The organism is Streptomyces alboflavus (genome assembly GCF_000716675.1).
Classification (GTDB): Bacteria; Actinomycetota; Actinomycetes; order Streptomycetales; family Streptomycetaceae; genus Streptomyces; species Streptomyces alboflavus.
The window spans coordinates 69,199-88,042 of record NZ_JNXT01000038.1; the positions used below are offsets into that span (position 1 = coordinate 69,199).

The following is an 18,844-nucleotide window of genomic DNA, read 5'->3' on the forward strand; positions in this document are numbered from 1 at the left end:
CCCCAGCGGATCGTTGACCGTGGAGAACCATCAGCACAACGTTGTCATCCCGCGCCGGACCGTGATCGGGCGCCTCTTGTGCACGCCCTGTCAGGGGATGTCAGCACGCCGTGTCGGCGAGCAGATCGTGCGGCAGATCCTTGCGGCGGGACACGTTCAACTTCCGATAGACCCGCGTCAGATGCTGCTCGACCGTGCTGACCGTGATGAACAGTTTCCGTGCTATCTCCCGGTTGCTGTGCCCGAAGGACGCCAGTGAGGCCACGCGCCGTTCCGCGTCGGTCAGTTCCTCCGAGGGGCAGCTCTCACCGTTGCCCGTCGGCCGCTCGACCGCGGGGACGTCGCCGTCGCCGTACGGCAGCAGCTGCTCGCACAGCGCCTCGGCCTGGGCGTCGCGCGCGATCCGCCAGGCCCGCCGCGCCATCATGCGCGCCTGGCCCAGCTCGCCCAGGGCGTGGTGGGAGCGGCTGAGCGCCCCGAGGACCCGCACCAGTTCGAGCCGGTCCTCGCACTCCTCCAGTTCCTCGATCGCCTCGTGCAGCGCGTGGTGGTGGCGCCGCAGTCCGGCGACCTCCGCGAGCACCCGCAGGGTCAGCGCGCGGGTGCGCGACTGCCCCGGGCCGCACTTGGACAGCTGCTCCTTGACGAGCCGGTCGGCCTCGGCCTCCCCACCGGTGCGCAGGTGCATCTCCGCGGCGGCGGACCGCCACGGGATGAGCGCGGGCTGGTCGATGCCCCAGCGCGTCATCAGCTCCCCGCAGGTGAGGAAGTCGTCGAGGGCGGGCCGGACCCGGCCGGTGGCCGCGTACAGCTGGCCGCGGGCGTGGATCAGCTCCAGGCCGTAGCGCGTCTCCGGCAGGCCGTCCGGGACGTGGTGGTCGAGATAGGTCATGGCCTGGTCGTACTGACCCATCGCGGTGTGCGCGGACACCAGGGTGGCGAGGACCGAGCCGATGCCGACGCCCCAGCCGAGCGGTGTCATCCACGCGAGCGCGTTGACGGCGTAGCGCACGGCGTCCCCGGCGTTGCCCTGGCGCAGTGCGATCTTCGCCCGGACCGCGGAGAGGGGTGCCTGCCAGCCCGGGCCGCCGAGCTTGGTGGCCTCGCGAAGGAGCGCGTCGCACCAGTGCGCGGCGCGCGTGAGCCGGTCGGAGTAGATGAGGACGTTGAGCGAGCAGGTCAGCGCCTCCAGGTTGGCGTCGTTCAGCGGGGTGCCCTGCAGCACGGCATCGGCGAGGTCGGCGGCGTGCGGGTCGACGCCGCGGGTGAGCACCGTGTTCAGGGCGGCGCCCGCCCGGCTGCGGGGGTCGCTGCCGCGTCCGGTCACGGCGTCCGCGTTGCCGTGCGGGGCAGGCCAGTTGTCGGGGCCGACGCGTTCGCGCAGGACCGGGTAGGTGGTGCGTACGGCACCGGCGCCGAGGTACGCCGAGACGGCGGACGTCCCTTCGTACGCGCCCTGGCACTTGCGGGCGATCTCCGCGGCCTCGTCGAACCGGCCCTGCCAGAGCAGGCCCGCGAGGAGCGCGGGCACGGCCTGCTCGGCGAGCCAGCCCTCGTCGAACGCGGAGCGCAGCGCGCGCAGATGGGGGCCGACGGTGGACGGTCGCACCCGCCAGACGCAGCGCGTCAGTTCGGCCAGGATCTCGCTGCGCCGGGCGCCGCGCGGGCAGGCCTGGTCGGCGAGCTGGAGGCAGGCGATGGCGAGGGAGACGTCCTCGTCGCGGCGGGCGCGGGTGGCCGTCTCCCACAGCACGTCGAGGGACTCCTCGTCGGTGACCTCGCCGGCGGCGACGATGTGCCGGGCGACGACGGGCGGTTCGGCGCCGCCGCGGCGCAGCAGGTCGGCGGCGCGGCGGTGCAGGTCGATCCGGTCGTCGCGGGTGAGGTCGTCGAGGACGGCGGTTCTCGCCAGCGGATGCCGAAACGTTCCCGCCTCGGCGAGGCCCGCGGACTCCAGGGCGCGGCGGCTGAGCGTGACGGTCTCGTGGTCGAGTTCGAGCAGTCCGGCGAGGATCGTGTCGGACGCGGCGTCGTCCAGGATCGCCAGGCCCCGGGCGACCGCGAGCACGGAGTCCTCACCCCGGTGCAGGCAGCTGAGCACGGACTGGCGGTAGGCGTCGCCGACGGTGAGGGCGTGCAGGGCGGACAGGGAGGGGTCGGTGGGGGGACGGTGGGCGAGGATGTCGTGGGTCAGGGCCCGGATCAGCAGGGGGTTGCCGCCGCTGACGCGGTGGACGTCGGGGGCGAGGCGGCGAGCGGTCGCCTCGTCCAGGTGCTCGCGCAGCATCTCGGCCGTCGCCCGCTCGCCGAGGGTGGCGAGGCGCAGCTGGGTCAGCCGGGGGTGGCGAAGCAGTTCGGCGCTGAACATGGGGCGTTCGGCGCGCGGTCCGGTGCGCAGGCCGAGCACGATCACCAGGGGCTTGGCCCGCAGTTCCCGCATGACGTGCTGCAGGCACTGCAGGGACGGGATGTCGGCGTACTGGACGTCGTCGACGAGGATCGCAAGGGGCCTGCCATCGGCCGAGGCGTGCAGGGCCGCGGTCAGCGACCGCATGACGTGGGCGCGGACGTGCTCCTCGCGTTCGTAGTCGGGGTCGCGCAGCATGGCGGTGAACCTCGCGTCGTCGAGCAGCTGCTCCACGCGCGCGGCACTGGTCTCTCGCAGTTCCCCCTGCTCGGGACGGGCCAGGCCGTCCCGCTCCGGCAGGTCCCGCGGCCCCTCGGCCCGGCCCGCGTTCAGGAGCAGTTGGCCGAAAACGGCCATGGGGGTCCTGCGCTCCGCTCGTAAACCCGTCGCCCTCAGGACCGTGAGGCCTCGCGCCTCGGCCTGGTCGGCGACGCCGTTCAGCAACTCGCTCTTGCCGGTGGCCACCGGCCCTCTCACCACAACAACACGGGAAGGCCCCTCCGTGCTGTTCGCCAGAACCTCCTCCAAGAGAGCCCATTCATCGACTCGCTCGACCAGGCTCATTGTGCGGTTTCCTCCCCGTAAGAAATTATCGCAAAGTGCACTGGTGCCTTATTTGCATAACGCACTCTCAAGTAACTACTGGAACCGCTTCGCAGGATACCAGGGCATATTCCTGATACCTCTCCCGTGCTTCTGGCGGCACTCAGTCAACAACACAACTATGACTGAAACTTGACGACGAGGTAGCCCCGAAAGAAGTGAGCCCACCCCCCAAATCCACCACGACTCGCAACGTTCAGCCCTCCCCACTCCGGCCCTGGATGTGGTAGTGGACCTCCCGGAGACCGCCCGCACATACGGAACTTTGAATTCCAATTGAAAGAAAGGAGAAGAAGAACCGGCCACGAGACCAACGACACAGTGATCATCCAGCCACCCTGTCCGGAAACGCCCCTGGCCACGCGCACGTCCGCGGAACCGCCCGCCGGCCCCCTCGTACCCGCTCCCAGTCCGGCCAGTACCCCCGACCTCCAAGCGGAGGGGCTCATACCGCCCTCGCGCGTCACGCTCAACGCCTCGCGGCGCAACCGCCGTTGGCCTGAGGGCGCACTCGCGGGCTCCCCTCTCCCGGCCGGGGCCGTTAAGGATGCGTTAGGCGTTCGCATCCGGGCAAGCCTCTCGCGGAGACCCTGTAACGGTCCCCTGAAGACAATCCAAAGGCAATTTGACGGCAAAATTCACCAAGGAAGTTCATGGCGTTCAGACGCCTTCGGGAGCTGCACACCGCTTGTGCAACCGGAACCCCTGGTGCACACCCGGTCCATACCTGTCGGCGCTGCCAGATGCGTCACATTGTTACGCCGTCGTTTCTGGCCAACGCTCTTTTCGTGAGGGTCGTGCGGAGCCCAACTCGCCGTGGGCGTAAGCGAACTCGGGAGTACGACAGTGCCCGGCGCCGCGTACCGCACCGCACCGGCCCTGCACCGGCCCTAGGGGACGGATAGGGGTGGAGAGCCGCACAGGCCGCGGATAGCCTCCGGCAGGAGGAATCACCGAGGGTCTGCGCCGCCGTGGCGCGGGCACGGCGGACGCCACCCCTGATCCTCCGGAACGCGGCTCGGCTCCCGGACGACGGCCACCCCCGGCCGACGGCCGTCTCCCCCGCTCGGTCACCGGGGCTCCCGTGCACAGCAGACAGGTTCACCGCCCGCGACCGGCCCCGGCCGACCGGGGCACCCCGATGTGACGCGCAGGCGCGCAGACCGTAGAGGACGACCATGGCGAGAATGCACACCGCGGGCTCCACCACCACCCGGAGCACGCCGCGGCAGGCGGACGCACCCCACCAAGGGAGCGTGCCCCGATGAGCGTCACCGGCCCCCACGCCGAGGAGACGGGAGGCCGCGGGCCCACCGGCCGGGAAGAGGCCGCCGCCCCGGACGAGATCGCCGCCCCGGACGAACTCACCGTCCCGGACGAGATCGCCGTCCCGGGCGAGCTCACCGCGGCGGAAGGCATCGCCATCCCGGACGAGCTCACCGCGTCGGAAGTGGCCGCCGCTCTCGACCCGGCCCTCCCCCCGGACGGAACCCGGACCACCGTCACCGTGATCATCCCGACCTTCAACGAGGCCGGGAACGTCGAGGAACTGCTGACCCGCCTCGCCGCCGGGCTGCCCGCGCACCTGGAGTGCGAGGCCCTGTTCGTCGACGACAGCACCGACGACACCCCCGCCGCGATCGAACGCGCGGCCCTCACCTGCCCGTTCCCCGTGAACGTCATCCACCGCGAGGTGCCGACGGGCGGCCTGAGCGGCGCCGTGGTGGAGGGCATGAAGGCCGCCGCGTCCGAGTGGATCGTCGTCATGGACGCCGACCTCCAGCACCCGCCGTCCCTGATGCCCGAGCTGGTCGAGACCGGACGCCGGGCGGGCGCCGACCTCGTCGTCGCCAGCCGGTACGCGGGCGGCGGCAGCCACGCCGGGCTGTCGGGCCGCTACCGCGTCGCCGTGTCCCGCACCTCCACGCTCGCCACCAAGGCGCTGTTCCGCTCGGCGCTGCGGGGCATCAGCGACCCGATGAGCGGCTTCTTCGCGATCCGCCGCAGCACGGTGCACGCCCACTCCGACATCCTCAAGCCGCTGGGCTACAAGATCCTGCTCGAGCTGGCGATCCGCTGCCGCCCGCGCGTCGTCGCCGAGGTGCCGTTCTCCTTCCAGGAGCGGTTCGCGGGCGAGTCGAAGTCGACCGTGCGCGAGGGCCTTCGATTCCTCGCCCACCTGGTGTCGCTGCGCACCGCCACCCCGGTCGCCCGCATGGTGGTCTTCGGCCTCATCGGTCTGACCGGCTTCCTGCCGAACCTGTGCGGCCTCGCCGCGCTCACCGCCATGGGCCTGCACTATCTGCCCGCCGAGGTGGTGGCCAACCAGTTCGGCGTGCTGTGGAACTTCCTGCTCATCGATCTGCTGCTGTTCCGCGACCGGCGCGGCCACCGCCACTGGGCCGACCGCCTCGGCCGGTTCGCGCTGCTCGCCAACGCCGACCTGGTGCTGCGCATCCCGCTGATCGCCCTGCTCGTCGACGGCGTCGGCATGTCGGTGCTGCCCGCGACCGCCCTGGCCCTCCTCACGACGTTCGTCATCCGCTTCATCGCCACCGAGCTGCTGGTCTATCTGCCGCGGCGCGGCCAGGCCAGAGACACCGCCGCCCCACCGGCGCGGGCCGAGGCGGAAGGCCGGGAGAAGGAAGGCACACCATGACTCTCGGGACACGGCACGGCCGTACGGAGACCGAGGCGCCGCACCCCGCGGCAGGACCGCTGCCCACCGAAGCGCCGCTGCCCACCGAGGCGCCGCTGCGCGCCGGAGCGCCGCTCCCCGCCGAAGTGCCGCAGCCCACCGGGGCGCCCCCCGCCCTGCTCGCGCGGATCGTGCCCGCGGACGTCGTCTGCTGCGAGTCCTTGGGCGACCCCGACGGCGTCGTCCTGCACCCCGACGAGCAGGCCCTGATCGCCCGTTCGGTGCCGTCGCGGCGCGGCGAGTTCACCACCGGGCGCCACTGCGCCCACCGTGCCCTGGCCGCGCTCGGGCAGCCCGCCGAGTCGATCCTTCCCGACGCCAGGGGCTGCCCGGAGTGGCCCGGCGGTGTCGTCGGCAGCATCACGCACTGCGACGGCTACCGCGGCGCGGCCGTCGCCCGCACCGCCCGCGTCCGCTCGGTCGGCATCGACGCCACCCCGGGCGAGCCGCTGCCCGACGGCGTCCTGGAGGCGGTGGCGCTGCCCGAGGAGCGGCGTCGCGTGGGCGACCTCCTCGCCCGGTGGCCTGCGGTGCGCTGGGACCGCGCCCTGTTCAGCGCCAAGGAGAGCGTCTACAAGACCTGGTATCCGCTGCTGCGCGCGCCCCTCGGCTTCGAGGAGGCCGACGTCGTCTTCCAGCGGTCGCAGACCCCGGACAGCGGCACGTTCACCGCGCGGATCCTTCCCCCCGTACGCGAACGGGGGTTCCCGCAGGAGCTGACGGGCCGCTGGCTGGCGCGGGACGGCCTGGTCCTCACGGCGATCACGCTGCGCCCGGCGGGCTGAGCAGCGGCGGCGCCGGGGCGGCATCGGGGCGGCGCCGGGCCGCCACCCGCCGGTGGACGGGGCAAGGCCGGGCGCCGGGGCGCGTCAGCGCAGGACCCGCTGCGACAGCTCCTCGATGAGGGTGTCCGTCGAGTACGGCGCGAGCAGGTCGGGCACGGTCAGGTCGTCCACGATCAGGCCCAGCATGCCGAGGTAGATCAGCACGACGCCGGTGCGGTCGCCGGGCAGGCCCGCGCCCAGGTGGAACCCGATGTTGGCCTCGAGCTGCTCGGCCATGAACCGGGTGAGTTCGGCGTGCAGTTCGGGCCGCCGGGTGGCTTCCAGGCGCAGTTCGAGCAGGGCGAGGTGGCTGGCCCGGTCGGCCCGCGTCCGCTCCAGGAGCTGCTTGAGGAGCGTCACGACGAGGGCCGAGTCCGGCTTCTCGCTCATGGTGTCGGCGAGCGCGGCCTCCTCCGGCGTGAGCCGTTCCAGGATGCGCCGCATGACCTGCGCGAGGAGTTCCGCGCGGTGCGGGAAGTAGTTGCTGGCGGTGCCCTTGGGCACCGCCGCCTCCGCGTCCATGGCCCGCAGCGTCAGCCCCCGGGATCCCTCGCGCGCGAGCACCTCGATCGCGGCGTCCAGCAGCGCGGTGCGCCTGGCCGGGTTCTGTCGCATGACGGTCCTCTCCTGTTCCTCTCCCGTACTTCTCGTAAAGGCGGCACCCCACCCTAACCACTGCGGGCGGAGTGCCACGGGGGGAGTGGTTCCGGGTCGCTCACGTTCGCGATCACGCGGCGGAGCACGCGCACCGTACGGACGTGGTCGTCCTCGGGATGCCGTCGTGGCTCCGTGCTCACCGGGGCCGTGGTCCCGGACGTCGTGCCGCGGTAGCGGCGACCGGTCAGCCATCGGACCGCCCGGCCCGCCGCGCGCTCCACACCGCCAGGGTGGTGGGCACCGCGAGGAGCGCCCCGGTGAGCAGCACGCCCGTGAGGGTGACCTGGTCGGCGACGATGCCGCCGAACAGGGCGCCGAGCGCGATCGCCAGGTTGAACACGGAGGTGTTGAGCGCGGTGGCCGCCTCCGTCGAGTCCGGTGCCGACTTCAGGATCCAGGTCTGTACGCCGACGGGGACGCCGCCGAAGGCGAGGCCCCACGCGATCAGCAGGATCGTCCCGCCGACCGGGGTGCCACCGGCGAGGGGGAACACCGCGAGGATCGCGGTCAGGGCGACGCTGATGGTGACGAGGGTGGCGCGGACGTCGCGCGCGGCGGCGGTGCCCGCGAGGAAGTTGCCCGCGATGCCCGCGACGCCGAAGCCGAGCAGCAGCGGTCCGACCAGCGACTCGTCGATCCCGGAGACCTCCTGGAGGACGGGGCTGATGAAGGTGAACGCGGCGAAGTGACCGCTCACGAGCAGGAACGTGGCGATGACTCCGGCGCGCACCACGGGGTTCCTGAACTGCTGCGGCAGCGTGCGCAGTTGTACGGCGCGGTCGGCGGGCAGCGGGGGCAGCAGGACGAACAGGGCGACGAGGACGAGCAGTCCGAGCCCGGCGACCGCCACGAACGCGATCCGCCAGTCGCCGAGGTCACCGATCAGCGTCCCCGCGGGCACACCGAGGACGTTGGCGGCCGTGGCCCCGGCGAAGACGATCGAGACGGCCCGCGGTATGTGCCGCTCCGGCACCAGACGTACCGCGAGCCCGGCCGCGAGGGCCCAGAACCCGCCGATGCTGATGCCGACGAAGAAGCGGGAGGTGAGCAGGAGCGCGAAGTTGGGGGCCAGGGCCGAGAGCACGTTGGCGGCCACCATCAGCACGATCAGGCCGAGCAGGGCGATCCGCCGGTCCAGGTTCCTGATCAGCACCGGGAGCAGCGGAGCGGTGGCGGCGGCGACCAGGCCGGGGACGGTGACCATCAGGCCCGCCGTCCCTTCGGAGACGTCGAGGGCGCCGCCGATGAAGGGCAGCAGGCCGACGGGCAGGGATTCGACGGTGACGAGGGCGAAGGTCCCGACGGCCATCGCGGCGACGGCGAGCCATCTTCGCAGAGGCACCCGGTCGGCTTCAGGGGCGACGGATCTGGGGGTGTCGACGACGGTCATGGTGGTGGCGACTTCCGATCGGTGGGGGCACGGCGGCGGGGTGCGCGGGGCGGAGTCGTCGTCGCGCTCGCGTCCGGCCGGGCCGGACGGGTGCGACGCCACGCCGGTCCCGGGCAGACACCGCGTGCGTGACAGCGAGGGGCCACCCGTCCCAGGTCAGGGGGCCGGGGCGGGTGTGCTCGCAGGACCACAGTGCGGTGCGCCGGGAGAGGGAACAAGGTGCGATAGTGACCTGAGCGTTTAGCCAGACTGAACGACCGGGGGGCGGCCGTGCTGGAGCGTGTGGAGCTCGAGGCGTTCCTGACGCTGGCCGAGGAGTTGCATTTCGGCCGCACCGCCGACCGCCTGCGTCTGACGACCGGTCGGGTCAGCCAGACCATCCGCAAGGTGGAACGCCGCATCGGGACGCCCCTGTTCGAGCGCACCAGCCGCTACGTCCGCCTCACTCCGGCGGGGCAGCAGCTGTACGACGACCTGCTGCCGCCCTACCGCGCCCTCGAGGCCGGCCTGCGGAAGGCGGTCAACGCCGCCCGGGACATCGCGAACGTGCTGCGCGTCGGCTACGTCGGCCCCGCCGTCGGACAGCTCACGATCCGCGCCGCCGAGCTGTACGCGCAGCGCCACCCGGGCTCCCGGATCCAGCCCAGGGAGCTGCAGATCGCCGACGGCTTCCCGAGACTGCGCGACGGCGACGTGGACGTGCTGATCGTGACCCTGCCGCACCAGGAGCCCGGCATGGTCAACGGCCCGGTCCTGTTCTCCGAGCACCGCATGCTCGCCGTGCCCGCGCAGCACCCCCTGGCCGAGCGCGACACGGTCTCCCTGGAGGACCTGGCGGCCGTCCGCCTGCTGCAGGCGACCCGGACGCTGCCGCCGTACTGGCTCGCCGAACGCACACCCCTGTTGACGCCGTCGGGGGTCCCGATCGAGCCCGGCCCCGCGTTCGACACCCTCCAGGAGGCGCTGTCCCTGATCGGCGCCGGACAGGGGGCCTGGGTGGTCGGCGCCCAGGTCACGCGCTACTTCGCCCGCCCCGACGTCGTGTACGTGCCCTTCCGTGACGCGCCGCCCCTGGAGTGGGTCCCGACCTGGCTCGCCGCCACCCCGGCGGCCGCCGTCCACGCCTTCAACGAGATCGCCCGGGACGCCGCGGCGCTGCTCCGTCTCGCCACGGTCCGCGCCGACGTCGGCGGTTCGGCGACCCCCTGAACGCGCGTGCCGGCCCGGGGCGTCGAGCCCTCGGGCCGGCACGTGGGAGACCACCGCGGCGCTAGACGGTCACGGCCACCGCGTCCGCCGTGTCCGCCGTGTCCGCCTTCCCCGCGAACTGCGTCCGGTACAGCTCCGCGTACCGCCCGTCGACCGCGAGCAGTTCGTCGTGCGTGCCGCGCTCCACGATCCGCCCGGCCTCGACGACGAGGATCTGGTCGGCCGCCCGCACGGTGGAGAGGCGGTGCGCGATGACCACGGCCGTGCGGTCCGAGAGTGCCTCGGCGAGGGCCTCCTGCACGGCGGCCTCGGACGTGTTGTCCAGGTGGGCGGTCGCCTCGTCGAGGATCACGACCCGCTGCTGGGCGAGCAGGAGCCGCGCGATGGTCATGCGCTGGCGCTCGCCGCCGGAGAGCCGGTAGCCGCGCTCGCCGACGACCGTGTCGAGGCCGTCCGGCAGCGACCGCACGAGGGCGTCGAGGCGGGCTCGGCGCAGCACGTCCCACAGGTCGTCCTCGGTCGCGCCGGGCCGGGCGAGCAGCAGGTTGGCGCGCACCGACTCGTGGAAGAGGTGGCCGTCCTGGGTGACCATGCCGATGGTGTCGCGCAGCGAGTCGGCCGTCAGGTCGCGCACGTCCTCGCCGCCGACGCGGACGACTCCGGAGTCGGCGTCGTACAGGCGGGGAAGGAGTTGCGCGATGGTGGACTTGCCCGCGCCGGACGAGCCGACGAGCGCGACGGTCTGGCCGGGCTCGGCGCGGAACGACAGGCCGTGCAGCACCTCGTCGCCGCCCCGGCCGTCGAGCGAGGCGACCTCTTCCAGGGAGGCGAGGGACACCTTGTCGGCGGAGGGGTAGCCGAAGCGGACGTCGTCGAACTCGACGGCGACGGGCCCCTCGGGCACGGTGCGGGCCTGCGGCTTCTCGTCGATGAGGGGCTTCAGGTCGAGGACTTCGAAGACCCGCTCGAAGCTCACCAGGGCGCTCATGACCTCGACGCGCGCTCCCGCGAGGGCCGTCAGCGGCGCGTAGAGACGGGTCAGGAGCAGCGCGAGCGAGACGACGGCGCCGGCCTCCAGGGTGCCGTCGAGGGCGAAGTACCCGCCGAGTCCGTAGACCAGGGCGAGGGCGAGCGCCGACACCAGGGTCAGGGCGGTGATGAAGGCCGACTGTGCCATGGCGGTGCGGACGCCGATGTCGCGCACCCGGCGGGCCCGTGCCGCGAACTCGTCGGACTCGTCCGCCGGTCGGCCGAACAGCTTGATGAGGGTGGCGCCGGGCGCCGAGAACCGCTCGGTCATGCGTGTGCCCATGGCCGCGTTGTGGTGTGCCGCCTCCCGCTGGAGGCGGGCCATCCGGGTACCCATGCGGCGGGCGGGCACCACGAACACCGGCAGGAGGACCAGGGCGAGCAGGGTGATCTGCCACGACAGGGCGAGCATCACGGCGAGAGTGAGGACGAGGGTGACGAGGTTGGACACGACGCCGGAGAGGGTGTTGCTGAACGCCCGCTGTGCGCCGATCACGTCGTTGTTGAGGCGGCTGACGAGCGCGCCGGTGCGGGTGCGGGTGAAGAAGGCGACGGGCATGCGCTGCACGTGGTCGAAGACGGCCGTGCGCAGGTCCAGGATCAGTCCCTCGCCCAGGTTCGCCGACAGCCAGCGGCTGAGCAGTCCGAGGCCCGCCTCGGCGATCGCGATGACGGCGATGAGCACGGCGTAGCGGACGACGGTCGAGGACTCGGCGCCGGACACGATGGCGTCGACGACGCGCCCGGCGAGGACGGGAGTCGCCACGGCGAGCAGCGCGGTCACGACGCTCAGCAGGACGAAGTGGGTGATGCGGCGGCGGTGCGGCGCGGCGAAGGCCGTGATGCGGCGCAGCGTGGCGCGGGCGAAGGGTCGGCGTTCCTGCTCGGCGTTCATGACGCTGTGCAGCTGGGTCCAGGCTGTGGTCTCCATGCTCATGTGCAGCACCGTAGAACCTCAAGTTATCTTGAGGTCAAGCGTCGCCTCACATGTCCCGGACTCCCCTGTCGCGCCTCTTGACCCTCCTGTAGCCGGCACGTACTTTCGCTTCAATTCTTGAGCGCATCACTCCGGTTACTCGTGTTCCTGACGTGAGAAGGCGAACGCATGCGAGATGTACGAAGGCGTACCGTGCTGTCCGCGATCGGCGGCACCGCCGTCGCGGGCGGTGCCCTGAACACCGGAATCGCCGAGGCGGCGCCCGCCGCGCCGGCCCGGGGCGCCGCCGCCGAGGACCGCGGCACCCCCCACGAGGGCAAGGTCCAGCGGCTTCTCGACCGTATGACTGTCGAAGAGAAGCTGGGCCAGCTCCAGCAGCTCGCCTGGTCCTGGGACACCGGCCCGGGCGGCGGCGAGACCAAGGACGTGGAGGACGCGGCGCGCGCGGGCCGCCTCGGTTCGGTGCTCTCCATCTTCGGAGCCAAGAGCAGCAACGCCCTTCAGCGCATCGCCGTCGAGGAGTCCCGGCTCGGCATCCCGCTGCTGTTCGGCCTCGACGTGATCCACGGGTTCTGGACGACGTTCCCGATCCCGCTCGCGCAGGCGGCGAGCTTCGACCCGGACGTGACGCGGACCGACGCCGAGGTGTCGGCGAAGGAGGCCCGCTCCAACGGTGTGCACTGGACGTTCTCGCCGATGATGGACGTCACGCACGAGCCGCGCTGGGGCCGCGTCGCCGAGAGCTGCGGCGAGGACCCGTATCTGACGGCCGAGTTCGCCGCCGCCAAGGTCGAGGGCTACCAGGGCCCGGGCAAGGGCGAGTTCACCGCCAAGGACCGGGTCGCCGCCTGCGCCAAGCACTTCGTGGCGTACGGCGGGGCCGAGGGCGGGCGCGACTACAACACGGTCGACGTGTCGGAGTCCCGGCTGCGCAATCTCTATCTGCCGCCGTTCAAGGCCGCCCTGGACGCGGGCGCCGCCACGGTGATGGCGTCCTTCAACACCGTCGGCGGGGTCCCCGCGCACGGCAACTCCCACACCCTGACCGGCATCCTGAAGAAGGAGTGGGGCTTCGACGGCGTCGTCGTCAGCGACTGGACGGGCGTCCAGGAGCTGATCGCGCACGGCTTCGCCGAGGACGGCGCGGCCGCCGCCCGGCTCTCGCTGAACGCGGGCGTCGACATGGAGATGGTCAGCACCAACCTCCGCGAGCACGGCAGGAAGCTGCTGCGCGCCGGGAAGATCAGCGAGCGCCGCCTGGACGACGCGGTCGCCCGCGTCCTGCGGCTGAAGTTCGCCCTCGGCCTCTTCGACCACCCGTACGTCGACGAGGACGCCGCGATCGACGGGCCGACCGCCGCCACCCGCAAGGCCGCCCGCGAGACCGGCGCCCGCTCGATGGTGCTCCTCAAGAACGAGGGCGCCGGAAGCGGCGGCAAGGTCCTTCCGCTGAAGTCCGGCGTCAAGTCCGTCGCCGTCGTCGGCCCGTTCGGGGACTCCGACGACCTGCTCGGCACCTGGGTGGTCCCGGCCGCCGCGAAGAAGTACCCGTCGGTGAAGGTCCTGGACGCGGTGCGCCGCGCGGCCCCGGACGCGAAGGTCACGTACGCGCGCGGCGTCGACCCCGAGGGCAAGGACACCAGTGGCGTCCCGGCCGCCGTGGCCGCCGCGAAGGCCGCCGACGTGACGGTCGTCGTCGTGGGCGAGCCGCCGTCGATGAGCGGTGAGGCGGCGGCGCGCAGCGACATCGGCCTGCCCGGCGCGCAGGAACGTCTCGTCGAGGCGGTCGCGCGGACGGGCAAGCCGTTCGTGGTGGTCCTGGTGGGCGGCCGGCCGCTGACCATGGGCGGCTGGCTGGAGTCGGCACCGGCGGTCCTGGAGGCCTGGCATCCGGGCGTCGAGGCCGGGAACGCCATCGCCGACGTCCTCTTCGGCAAGGTCAACCCGGGCGGCAAGCTGCCCGTGTCGTTCCCGCGCACGGTCGGCCAGATCCCGATCCACTACAACCACGAGTCGACGGGCCGCCCCTACAACGCCGACAACAAGTACACGTCCAAGTACCTGGACCTGCCGCCGGACCCGCAGTTCCCCTTCGGCCACGGCCTCAGCTACACGACGTTCGAGATCGGCACACCGAAGCTGAGCCGCGCCTCCGTCCCCGCGGGCTCCCTGCGCGACGGCGACAGCCTGGAGGTGTCGGTCACCGTCTCCAACACCGGCCGCCGCAAGGGCGACGAGGTCGTGCAGCTGTACGTCCACGACCTCGCGGCGAGCATCACGCAGCCGGTGCGCAAGCTGCGCGGCTTCCGCCGGGTCACGCTCGGCGCGGGCCGCTCCACCGTCGTCCGCTTCCGGCTCGGCGCAGCCGATCTGGGCTTCTGGACGAACGACCCGCACGGCGAATTCCTCGTCGAGGAGGGCAGGTTCGACCTGTACGTGGGCAACAGCTCCACGGCGAAGAGCAAGGTCACGCTGACGGTGACGTGAGCGGGACGCGCCGAGTGGGGGTGGCGGCGCCACGCCGCCACCCCCACTCGGCCGGGTACCGCCGTGCGCTCAGCCGAGTTCCAGCGTCGTGATCCCGAAGACCCGCTCACGCGCGAACTCCCGTACCGGGCCCGTGTACATGCGCGCCGTGTCGAACGACGGCTTCATGCCGCGCCCCTCCGCGAGCGCGACGGCCTGCGTGTTCGTCTCCGGTACGTCCATGGCGACGGCCACGCCGCCGGACTCGGCCCCGAGCGCGTCGAGCAGCGCCTCGGCGTCGGCGCGGGTGTCGGCGAACAGCGGGCCGACGCGCGGCGCGTCCCTGCCCGGACGCAGCACCCCGTACCCGGTGACGCGGCCGTCGACGACGCTCGCCAGCGCGCGGTGGCCCGGCGCGGTCAGCCAGACGTCGAGGAACCGGGGGCGGTCGGCGGGGTAACAGGCGCTGTCGTACGCGGCGACGGCGTCGCGGCCCACGTCCGCGACGGGCCTGATGTGCGCGGGCAGCGGGCCCGGCGCGCCCACGGGGCCGACGTAGCGCAGGCTGCCGTGCTCCCGCTGGAAGCCGGAGCGGCGGTAGTTGTCCTGCTGCGCCGGAACGCCGTCGAGGCCCACGACCCGGTCCCCGGCGCGGGCGAGGGCGGTCCGCCAGGTGGCGATGCCGTGGCCGTGGCCGCGCAGGTCGGGGCGGACCAGGTAGAAGCCGAGGAAGGCGTACGCCGGGCCGTAGGTGACCACCGAGATCGCCGAGACCGGCTCGCCGTCGACGCGGCCGATGAAGAACCCCTCCGGGTCCTGCGCGAAGAACGCCGCCGCGTCGCCGAGACCCGGGTTCCAGCCCTCCCGCGCCGCCCACTCGGTGACCGTGCGCCAGTCGTCGGGCGTCGCCGTCGAGACGACGAGCTGTCCGGGGGTCGCGTTCTCCATCGCCGCACCTTCCTGGAAGGGGTGGCCCCTCTGCTACAAGGGGTGGTCCCTTCGCTAAACGAGCGTTCCTATCAGGTCCCACGGATGGTCCGCCTGCCCACGCGGACCGTTCCGTACAGCGGTCCCATCCTGCCCCGCCGGGCGCGGCCCCATCCGGTCCGCCGAGCCGGTCAGGTCGTCCGTGTCACCGCGCCGCCCCGGGCAGCCCCATGGCGTCGGCCAGCGCCTCCATCTCGGCCTTGAGCAGCGTGCCGGAGCGGTGCCCCATCCCCCCGAACAAGCCCTGCACTTCGAGGCTGACGATCCCGTGCAGCCGGGCCCACGCGGTCACCGTGCCGGCGAGGGCGGTCGCCGGGTCGACGTCCGGTGCCCAGGCCCTGACCCACTCCTCGACGGCCGGGGTCTCGTTCAGCCAGAACCGCATCTCCGCGCGCAGCTCCAGGGCGGCGCCCGCGCAGTCCCCCTGCCCGAGCACGCCGAGCAGCGGGCCGAGCACCGCGCGGGCCCGGTCGGTGGTCTCCGGGGGCGCCTGGTAGCCGGGGGACGGCGTACCGGCCAGGAGCTGGTAGACGTGCGGCGCATCGATCGCCCATGCGCGCAGCGCCGTGCCGAGGGCGAGGAGCCGTTCCCGCGGCGGGGCGTCGGCCGCGCGGTCGGCGGCCTCGCGCATGGCGACGGCCGCCGCGTCGTAGCCGTCGCAGATCAGCTCCGTGAGGAGGTCGTCGCGGTTGCGGAAGTACTTGTAGAGGGCGGGGCCGGTGAGGCCGAGCCCCTTGGCGACGGCGTTGAGGCTGAGCGCGGGCGCGCCGCCCGCGCGGATCTGCTCCAGGGCGGCCGCCTTGATCTCGCCGCGCACCTGGTCGCGGTAGCGCTGGCGAGGGGTACTGCTCTTGTCTGCCATGTCGGTGGCCCCTTCCCCTGTTTCCCGTATTTCCCGGTCACTCGACCATCACTGTTGTTAGAGGCTCTAACTCTAGCAAGAGGAGCCCTTGACAGGCTCCCGGACAGAGGTGCATTCTCAAGTTATAGCTTCTAACCACCGCGATAAGCATTACCCACCGAGAGAGGCCAAGCCATGCGCGAGACCCACACGATCGAGAACCACACGATCGAGAACCAGCCCATGGAGAACACGGCACCGGCGACGGCGGCCGCGGCGGCCACCGCCGGGACCGTCGCGACCCAGGTCGTCCTGCCCGGCGTCGTCGAGCCCGACGGCCTCCAGGTCCGGCACGTCGCCGCTCCCGCCCCCGGCCAGGGCGAGGTGCTGCTCGCGATGGAGGCCACCGGCGTCTCGTTCGCGGAGCAGCAGATGCGGCGCGGGAAGTACTACGACCAGCCGCCGTTCCCGTTCGTGCCGGGGTACGACCTGGTCGGCCGGGTGGCGGCGACCGGCGAGGGGGTCGACCCCGCGCTGGCCGGACGGCGGTTCGCGGCGCTGACGAAGACCGGCGGCTGGGCGAGCCACGTCGTCGTGGCGGCGGCGGACCTCGTCGAGGTGCCGGACTCCGTGTCGTCGGCGGACGCGGAGACGCTGGTCGTCAACGGCATCACGGCCTGGCAGATGCTGCACCGCACGGCCGAGGTCGACGCGGGCGACACGATCGTCGTGCTCGGCGCGAACGGCGGCGTCGGCTCCGCCCTCGTCCAGCTGGCGCGGATCGCGGGGGTCAGGGTGATCGGCACGGCCTCGCGGCGCCACCACGACAGGCTCCGGGCGCTCGGCGTCACGCCCGTCGACTACCGGGACCCGGACCTGTACGGGCGACTGCGCGGACTCGCGCCGCAGGGCGTGGCGGCGGTCTTCGACCACGTCGGCGGCGAAGGCGTCGTGGACTCCTTCCGGCTGCTCGCCCCGGGCGGCACGCTCGTGTCGTACGGCACCGCGTCCACCCGCGACGCCGCCGGGTCCTCCAAGGCCCCCGTCCTCAAGCTCTTCGCACGCCTCGCGCTGTGGAACGCGCTGCCCAACTCGCGGCACGCGCACTTCTTCAACATCTGGGCCGGACGCCGCCGCCTCGACGCCTTCCGCGCCCGGCTCGGCGCCGACCTCGGGCAGGTCTTCGCGCTCCTCGCGGAGGGCAGGCTCGAACCGCAGGTCGCCGCGCGGATCCCGCTGTCGCGGGCGGCCGACGCGATGCGGCTCGCGGAGTCCGGCACGGTCGCGGGCAAGGTCGTGCTCGTACCGGACGAGGTGCGGGAAGAGGCGCGGGAGGCGCGGGACGGTCAGTCCGGGCGATGAGGGGCCGCGGACGAAGCCCGCGGCCGGGCCCCGGCGGTGTCCGGCAGGACCCGGCCGCCGGGCGGACCCTGCCCCCGGACGCGGCGGTCGGCGCGCGTGGTGACCAGCAGGGCGACCGCCGTCAGCGCGGACAGCAGACCCCAGACGACGGTGAAGCTGCCGGTCAGGTCCCGGAGCAGGCCGAGCGCGGGCGGCATCAGGACGATGGCGACCTGATTGCCGGACATGGCGAGGCCGAGGGTGAACCCGGTCCGGCCCGCCGGGGCCGACTCGGTCACATGGGCGACCCACGGCCCGTACCAGCCGTAGCCGAAGAAGCCGAGCCAGACCAGCACACCGCAGGCCAGGGCGGGGTTGCGGCCCAGCGGGGTCATCAGGACCACCATCCCGGCGACCACGGCGACCATGCAGAGGGCGACGGTGCCGTGCCGCCCGGAGCGGCCGCGGTCGCTGCGCACCGCGAGCGCGACGCGGCCGGCCACGCCCGCCCCCTGGGCGGCCACCAGGACCAGGGCCGCCGTCCCGGCTCCGACCGAGGCCGCCTCGTGCAGATGCAGGACCGTCAGGACGCCCACCGCGTACTGCACGGAGATCAGGCTCACCCCGGACAGCAGGATCGTCACCATGGAGGGCGTGCGGAGCAGCCGCAGCCGGACGGCGAGCCGCGCGGAGAGCGGAGCGGGCGGTTCGCCCGGCGGGGGCGCGGGGGCGGACGGCGTACCCGAGGGGGCGGACGCCGTGGACGACACGGGCAGCCCGGACAGGGCTGACGGCGGGCGCCGGTATCCGACCATGAAGACGCCCGCCCCGAGCAGCGCGACGAACCCCCCGACCACCAGCGTCGAGCGCCAGCCGTAGGCCTCCGCGAGGAGCGGAAGGACGGCCGAGGCGAGGGCGGCGCCCAGCGGCAGGCCCGCCTGGCGCACCCCCATCGCGAATCCGCGCCGGGACGTGTCGAACCAGGACGCCACCGACTTGCTGCCACCGGGCTGGACGGTGCTGTAGCCCGCGCCGACGACCAACAGGACGCAGAGCAGGGCGACATAGCCGGGCGCGGCGCTCCCCACGCCGAGGGCCACGGCCACGACGCAGGCCCCGATGCCGACGACCCAGCGTTCGTTGTAGCGGTCGAGCAGCTCACCGGCCACCAACAGGCCGACCAGTGGGACCAGTTGGGACGCGGAGACCAGCATGCCGAGCTGGGCGGTGCTGAGGTCGAGGTCGCGTTGCAGAGAGATGCCGAGGGCGCCGATGCCCTGCACGAAGAAGCCGGCGGCGGCCTGCGTGAAGGTGGCGATGGCGAGGACGGCCCACCGGTAGCGCCATGGGTCCCGCTCCCCCGCGGCTGGACCTTCCCCTCCCGCGGACGGATACCGGTGGCCCGCGGCCGGGCCCTGGCCCTTCGTACGTCGTCGCATGCCGATCAGGCTGCTG

12 protein-coding genes are annotated in these 18,844 nt (G+C 72.9%); 5 read left to right on the forward strand and 7 right to left on the reverse strand.

What is annotated here, in order from left to right; genetic code table 11:
• Nucleotides 1-100 precede the first annotated feature (100 nt).
• Entirely contained in the window at nucleotides 101-2,971 is a 2,871-nt protein-coding gene (locus OO63_RS25805) for a helix-turn-helix transcriptional regulator (RefSeq protein ID WP_030357190.1), read from the reverse strand.
• 1,303 nt (nucleotides 2,972-4,274) lie between these two features.
• On the opposite strand from OO63_RS25805, the gene OO63_RS25810 reads away from it, so the two are divergent.
• Entirely contained in the window at nucleotides 4,275-5,669 is a 1,395-nt protein-coding gene (locus OO63_RS25810) for a glycosyltransferase (protein ID WP_078619360.1), read from the forward strand.
• On the forward strand, nucleotides 5,666-6,493 hold the full coding sequence (locus OO63_RS25815; RefSeq protein WP_199819455.1) for a 4'-phosphopantetheinyl transferase superfamily protein: 828 nt from the start codon (nucleotides 5,666-5,668) through the stop codon (nucleotides 6,491-6,493). Before OO63_RS25810 ends, OO63_RS25815 begins: the two co-directional genes overlap by 4 nt.
• Before the next feature lie 84 nt (nucleotides 6,494-6,577).
• Here OO63_RS25815 and OO63_RS25820 read toward each other — a convergent pair whose 3' ends face one another.
• Both OO63_RS25820 and OO63_RS25825 read right to left on the reverse strand, forming a co-directional pair.
• Nucleotides 6,578-7,147: a TetR/AcrR family transcriptional regulator gene (locus tag OO63_RS25820; protein ID WP_030357187.1), complete on the reverse strand. Its 570-nt coding sequence runs from the start codon at nucleotides 7,145-7,147 to the stop codon at nucleotides 6,578-6,580.
• Nucleotides 7,148-7,373: 226 nt separating this feature from the next.
• The gene (locus tag OO63_RS25825) at nucleotides 7,374-8,579 is read right to left on the reverse strand and encodes an MFS transporter (RefSeq protein ID WP_030357185.1); all 1,206 of its coding nucleotides are present in this window, start codon (nucleotides 8,577-8,579) and stop codon (nucleotides 7,374-7,376) included.
• A 270-nt stretch (nucleotides 8,580-8,849) separates the two neighbouring features.
• Between OO63_RS25825 and OO63_RS25830 the strand changes: the two genes are divergently transcribed.
• Nucleotides 8,850-9,788 carry a LysR family transcriptional regulator gene (locus tag OO63_RS25830; protein WP_051811193.1) on the forward strand — a complete coding sequence of 313 codons (939 nt, stop codon included), beginning with the start codon at nucleotides 8,850-8,852 and terminating at the stop codon, nucleotides 9,786-9,788.
• A 61-nt stretch (nucleotides 9,789-9,849) separates the two neighbouring features.
• Here OO63_RS25830 and OO63_RS25835 read toward each other — a convergent pair whose 3' ends face one another.
• The gene (locus OO63_RS25835; protein ID WP_030357183.1) at nucleotides 9,850-11,754 is read right to left on the reverse strand and encodes an ABC transporter ATP-binding protein; all 1,905 of its coding nucleotides are present in this window, start codon (nucleotides 11,752-11,754) and stop codon (nucleotides 9,850-9,852) included.
• A gap of 168 nt (nucleotides 11,755-11,922) precedes the next feature.
• Between OO63_RS25835 and OO63_RS25840 the strand changes: the two genes are divergently transcribed.
• Complete coding sequence (locus OO63_RS25840) at nucleotides 11,923-14,241, forward strand: glycoside hydrolase family 3 N-terminal domain-containing protein (RefSeq protein ID WP_030357182.1); 2,319 nt, start codon at nucleotides 11,923-11,925, stop codon at nucleotides 14,239-14,241.
• 69 nt (nucleotides 14,242-14,310) lie between these two features.
• Here the strand turns inward: OO63_RS25840 and OO63_RS25845 are convergent, their stop codons facing one another.
• Together OO63_RS25845 and OO63_RS25850 are read right to left on the reverse strand one after the other, a co-directional pair.
• On the reverse strand, nucleotides 14,311-15,168 hold the full coding sequence (locus tag OO63_RS25845) for a GNAT family N-acetyltransferase (RefSeq protein ID WP_030357181.1): 858 nt from the start codon (nucleotides 15,166-15,168) through the stop codon (nucleotides 14,311-14,313).
• A 184-nt stretch (nucleotides 15,169-15,352) separates the two neighbouring features.
• Complete coding sequence (locus OO63_RS25850; protein WP_030357180.1) at nucleotides 15,353-16,069, reverse strand: TetR/AcrR family transcriptional regulator; 717 nt, start codon at nucleotides 16,067-16,069, stop codon at nucleotides 15,353-15,355.
• 222 nt (nucleotides 16,070-16,291) lie between these two features.
• On the opposite strand from OO63_RS25850, the gene OO63_RS25855 reads away from it, so the two are divergent.
• The gene (locus OO63_RS25855) at nucleotides 16,292-17,410 is read left to right on the forward strand and encodes a medium chain dehydrogenase/reductase family protein (RefSeq protein WP_051811219.1); all 1,119 of its coding nucleotides are present in this window, start codon (nucleotides 16,292-16,294) and stop codon (nucleotides 17,408-17,410) included.
• Here the strand turns inward: OO63_RS25855 and OO63_RS25860 are convergent.
• Nucleotides 17,395-18,828 carry an MFS transporter gene (locus OO63_RS25860; RefSeq protein WP_078619361.1) on the reverse strand — a complete coding sequence of 478 codons (1,434 nt, stop codon included), beginning with the start codon at nucleotides 18,826-18,828 and terminating at the stop codon, nucleotides 17,395-17,397. The two genes, OO63_RS25855 and OO63_RS25860, sit on opposite strands and share 16 nt — an antisense overlap.
• Nucleotides 18,829-18,844: the final 16 nt, after the last annotated feature.

Excerpts from the sequence above, each read along its gene's own strand:
- OO63_RS25805 (WP_030357190.1), bottom strand. The coding sequence starts at position 2,971 with ATGAGCCTGGTCGAGCGAGTCGATGAATGGGCTCTCTTGGAGGAGGTT.
- OO63_RS25810 (WP_078619360.1), top strand. The coding sequence starts at position 4,275 with ATGAGCGTCACCGGCCCCCACGCCGAGGAGACGGGAGGCCGCGGGCCC.
- OO63_RS25815 (WP_199819455.1), top strand. The coding sequence starts at position 5,666 with ATGACTCTCGGGACACGGCACGGCCGTACGGAGACCGAGGCGCCGCAC.
- OO63_RS25820 (WP_030357187.1), bottom strand. The coding sequence starts at position 7,147 with ATGCGACAGAACCCGGCCAGGCGCACCGCGCTGCTGGACGCCGCGATC.
- OO63_RS25825 (WP_030357185.1), bottom strand. The coding sequence starts at position 8,579 with ATGACCGTCGTCGACACCCCCAGATCCGTCGCCCCTGAAGCCGACCGG.
- OO63_RS25835 (WP_030357183.1), bottom strand. The coding sequence starts at position 11,754 with ATGAGCATGGAGACCACAGCCTGGACCCAGCTGCACAGCGTCATGAAC.
- OO63_RS25840 (WP_030357182.1), top strand. The coding sequence starts at position 11,923 with ATGCGAGATGTACGAAGGCGTACCGTGCTGTCCGCGATCGGCGGCACC.
- OO63_RS25845 (WP_030357181.1), bottom strand. The coding sequence starts at position 15,168 with ATGGAGAACGCGACCCCCGGACAGCTCGTCGTCTCGACGGCGACGCCC.
- OO63_RS25850 (WP_030357180.1), bottom strand. The coding sequence starts at position 16,069 with ATGGCAGACAAGAGCAGTACCCCTCGCCAGCGCTACCGCGACCAGGTG.
- OO63_RS25855 (WP_051811219.1), top strand. The coding sequence starts at position 16,292 with ATGGAGAACACGGCACCGGCGACGGCGGCCGCGGCGGCCACCGCCGGG.
- OO63_RS25860 (WP_078619361.1), bottom strand. The coding sequence starts at position 18,828 with ATGCGACGACGTACGAAGGGCCAGGGCCCGGCCGCGGGCCACCGGTAT.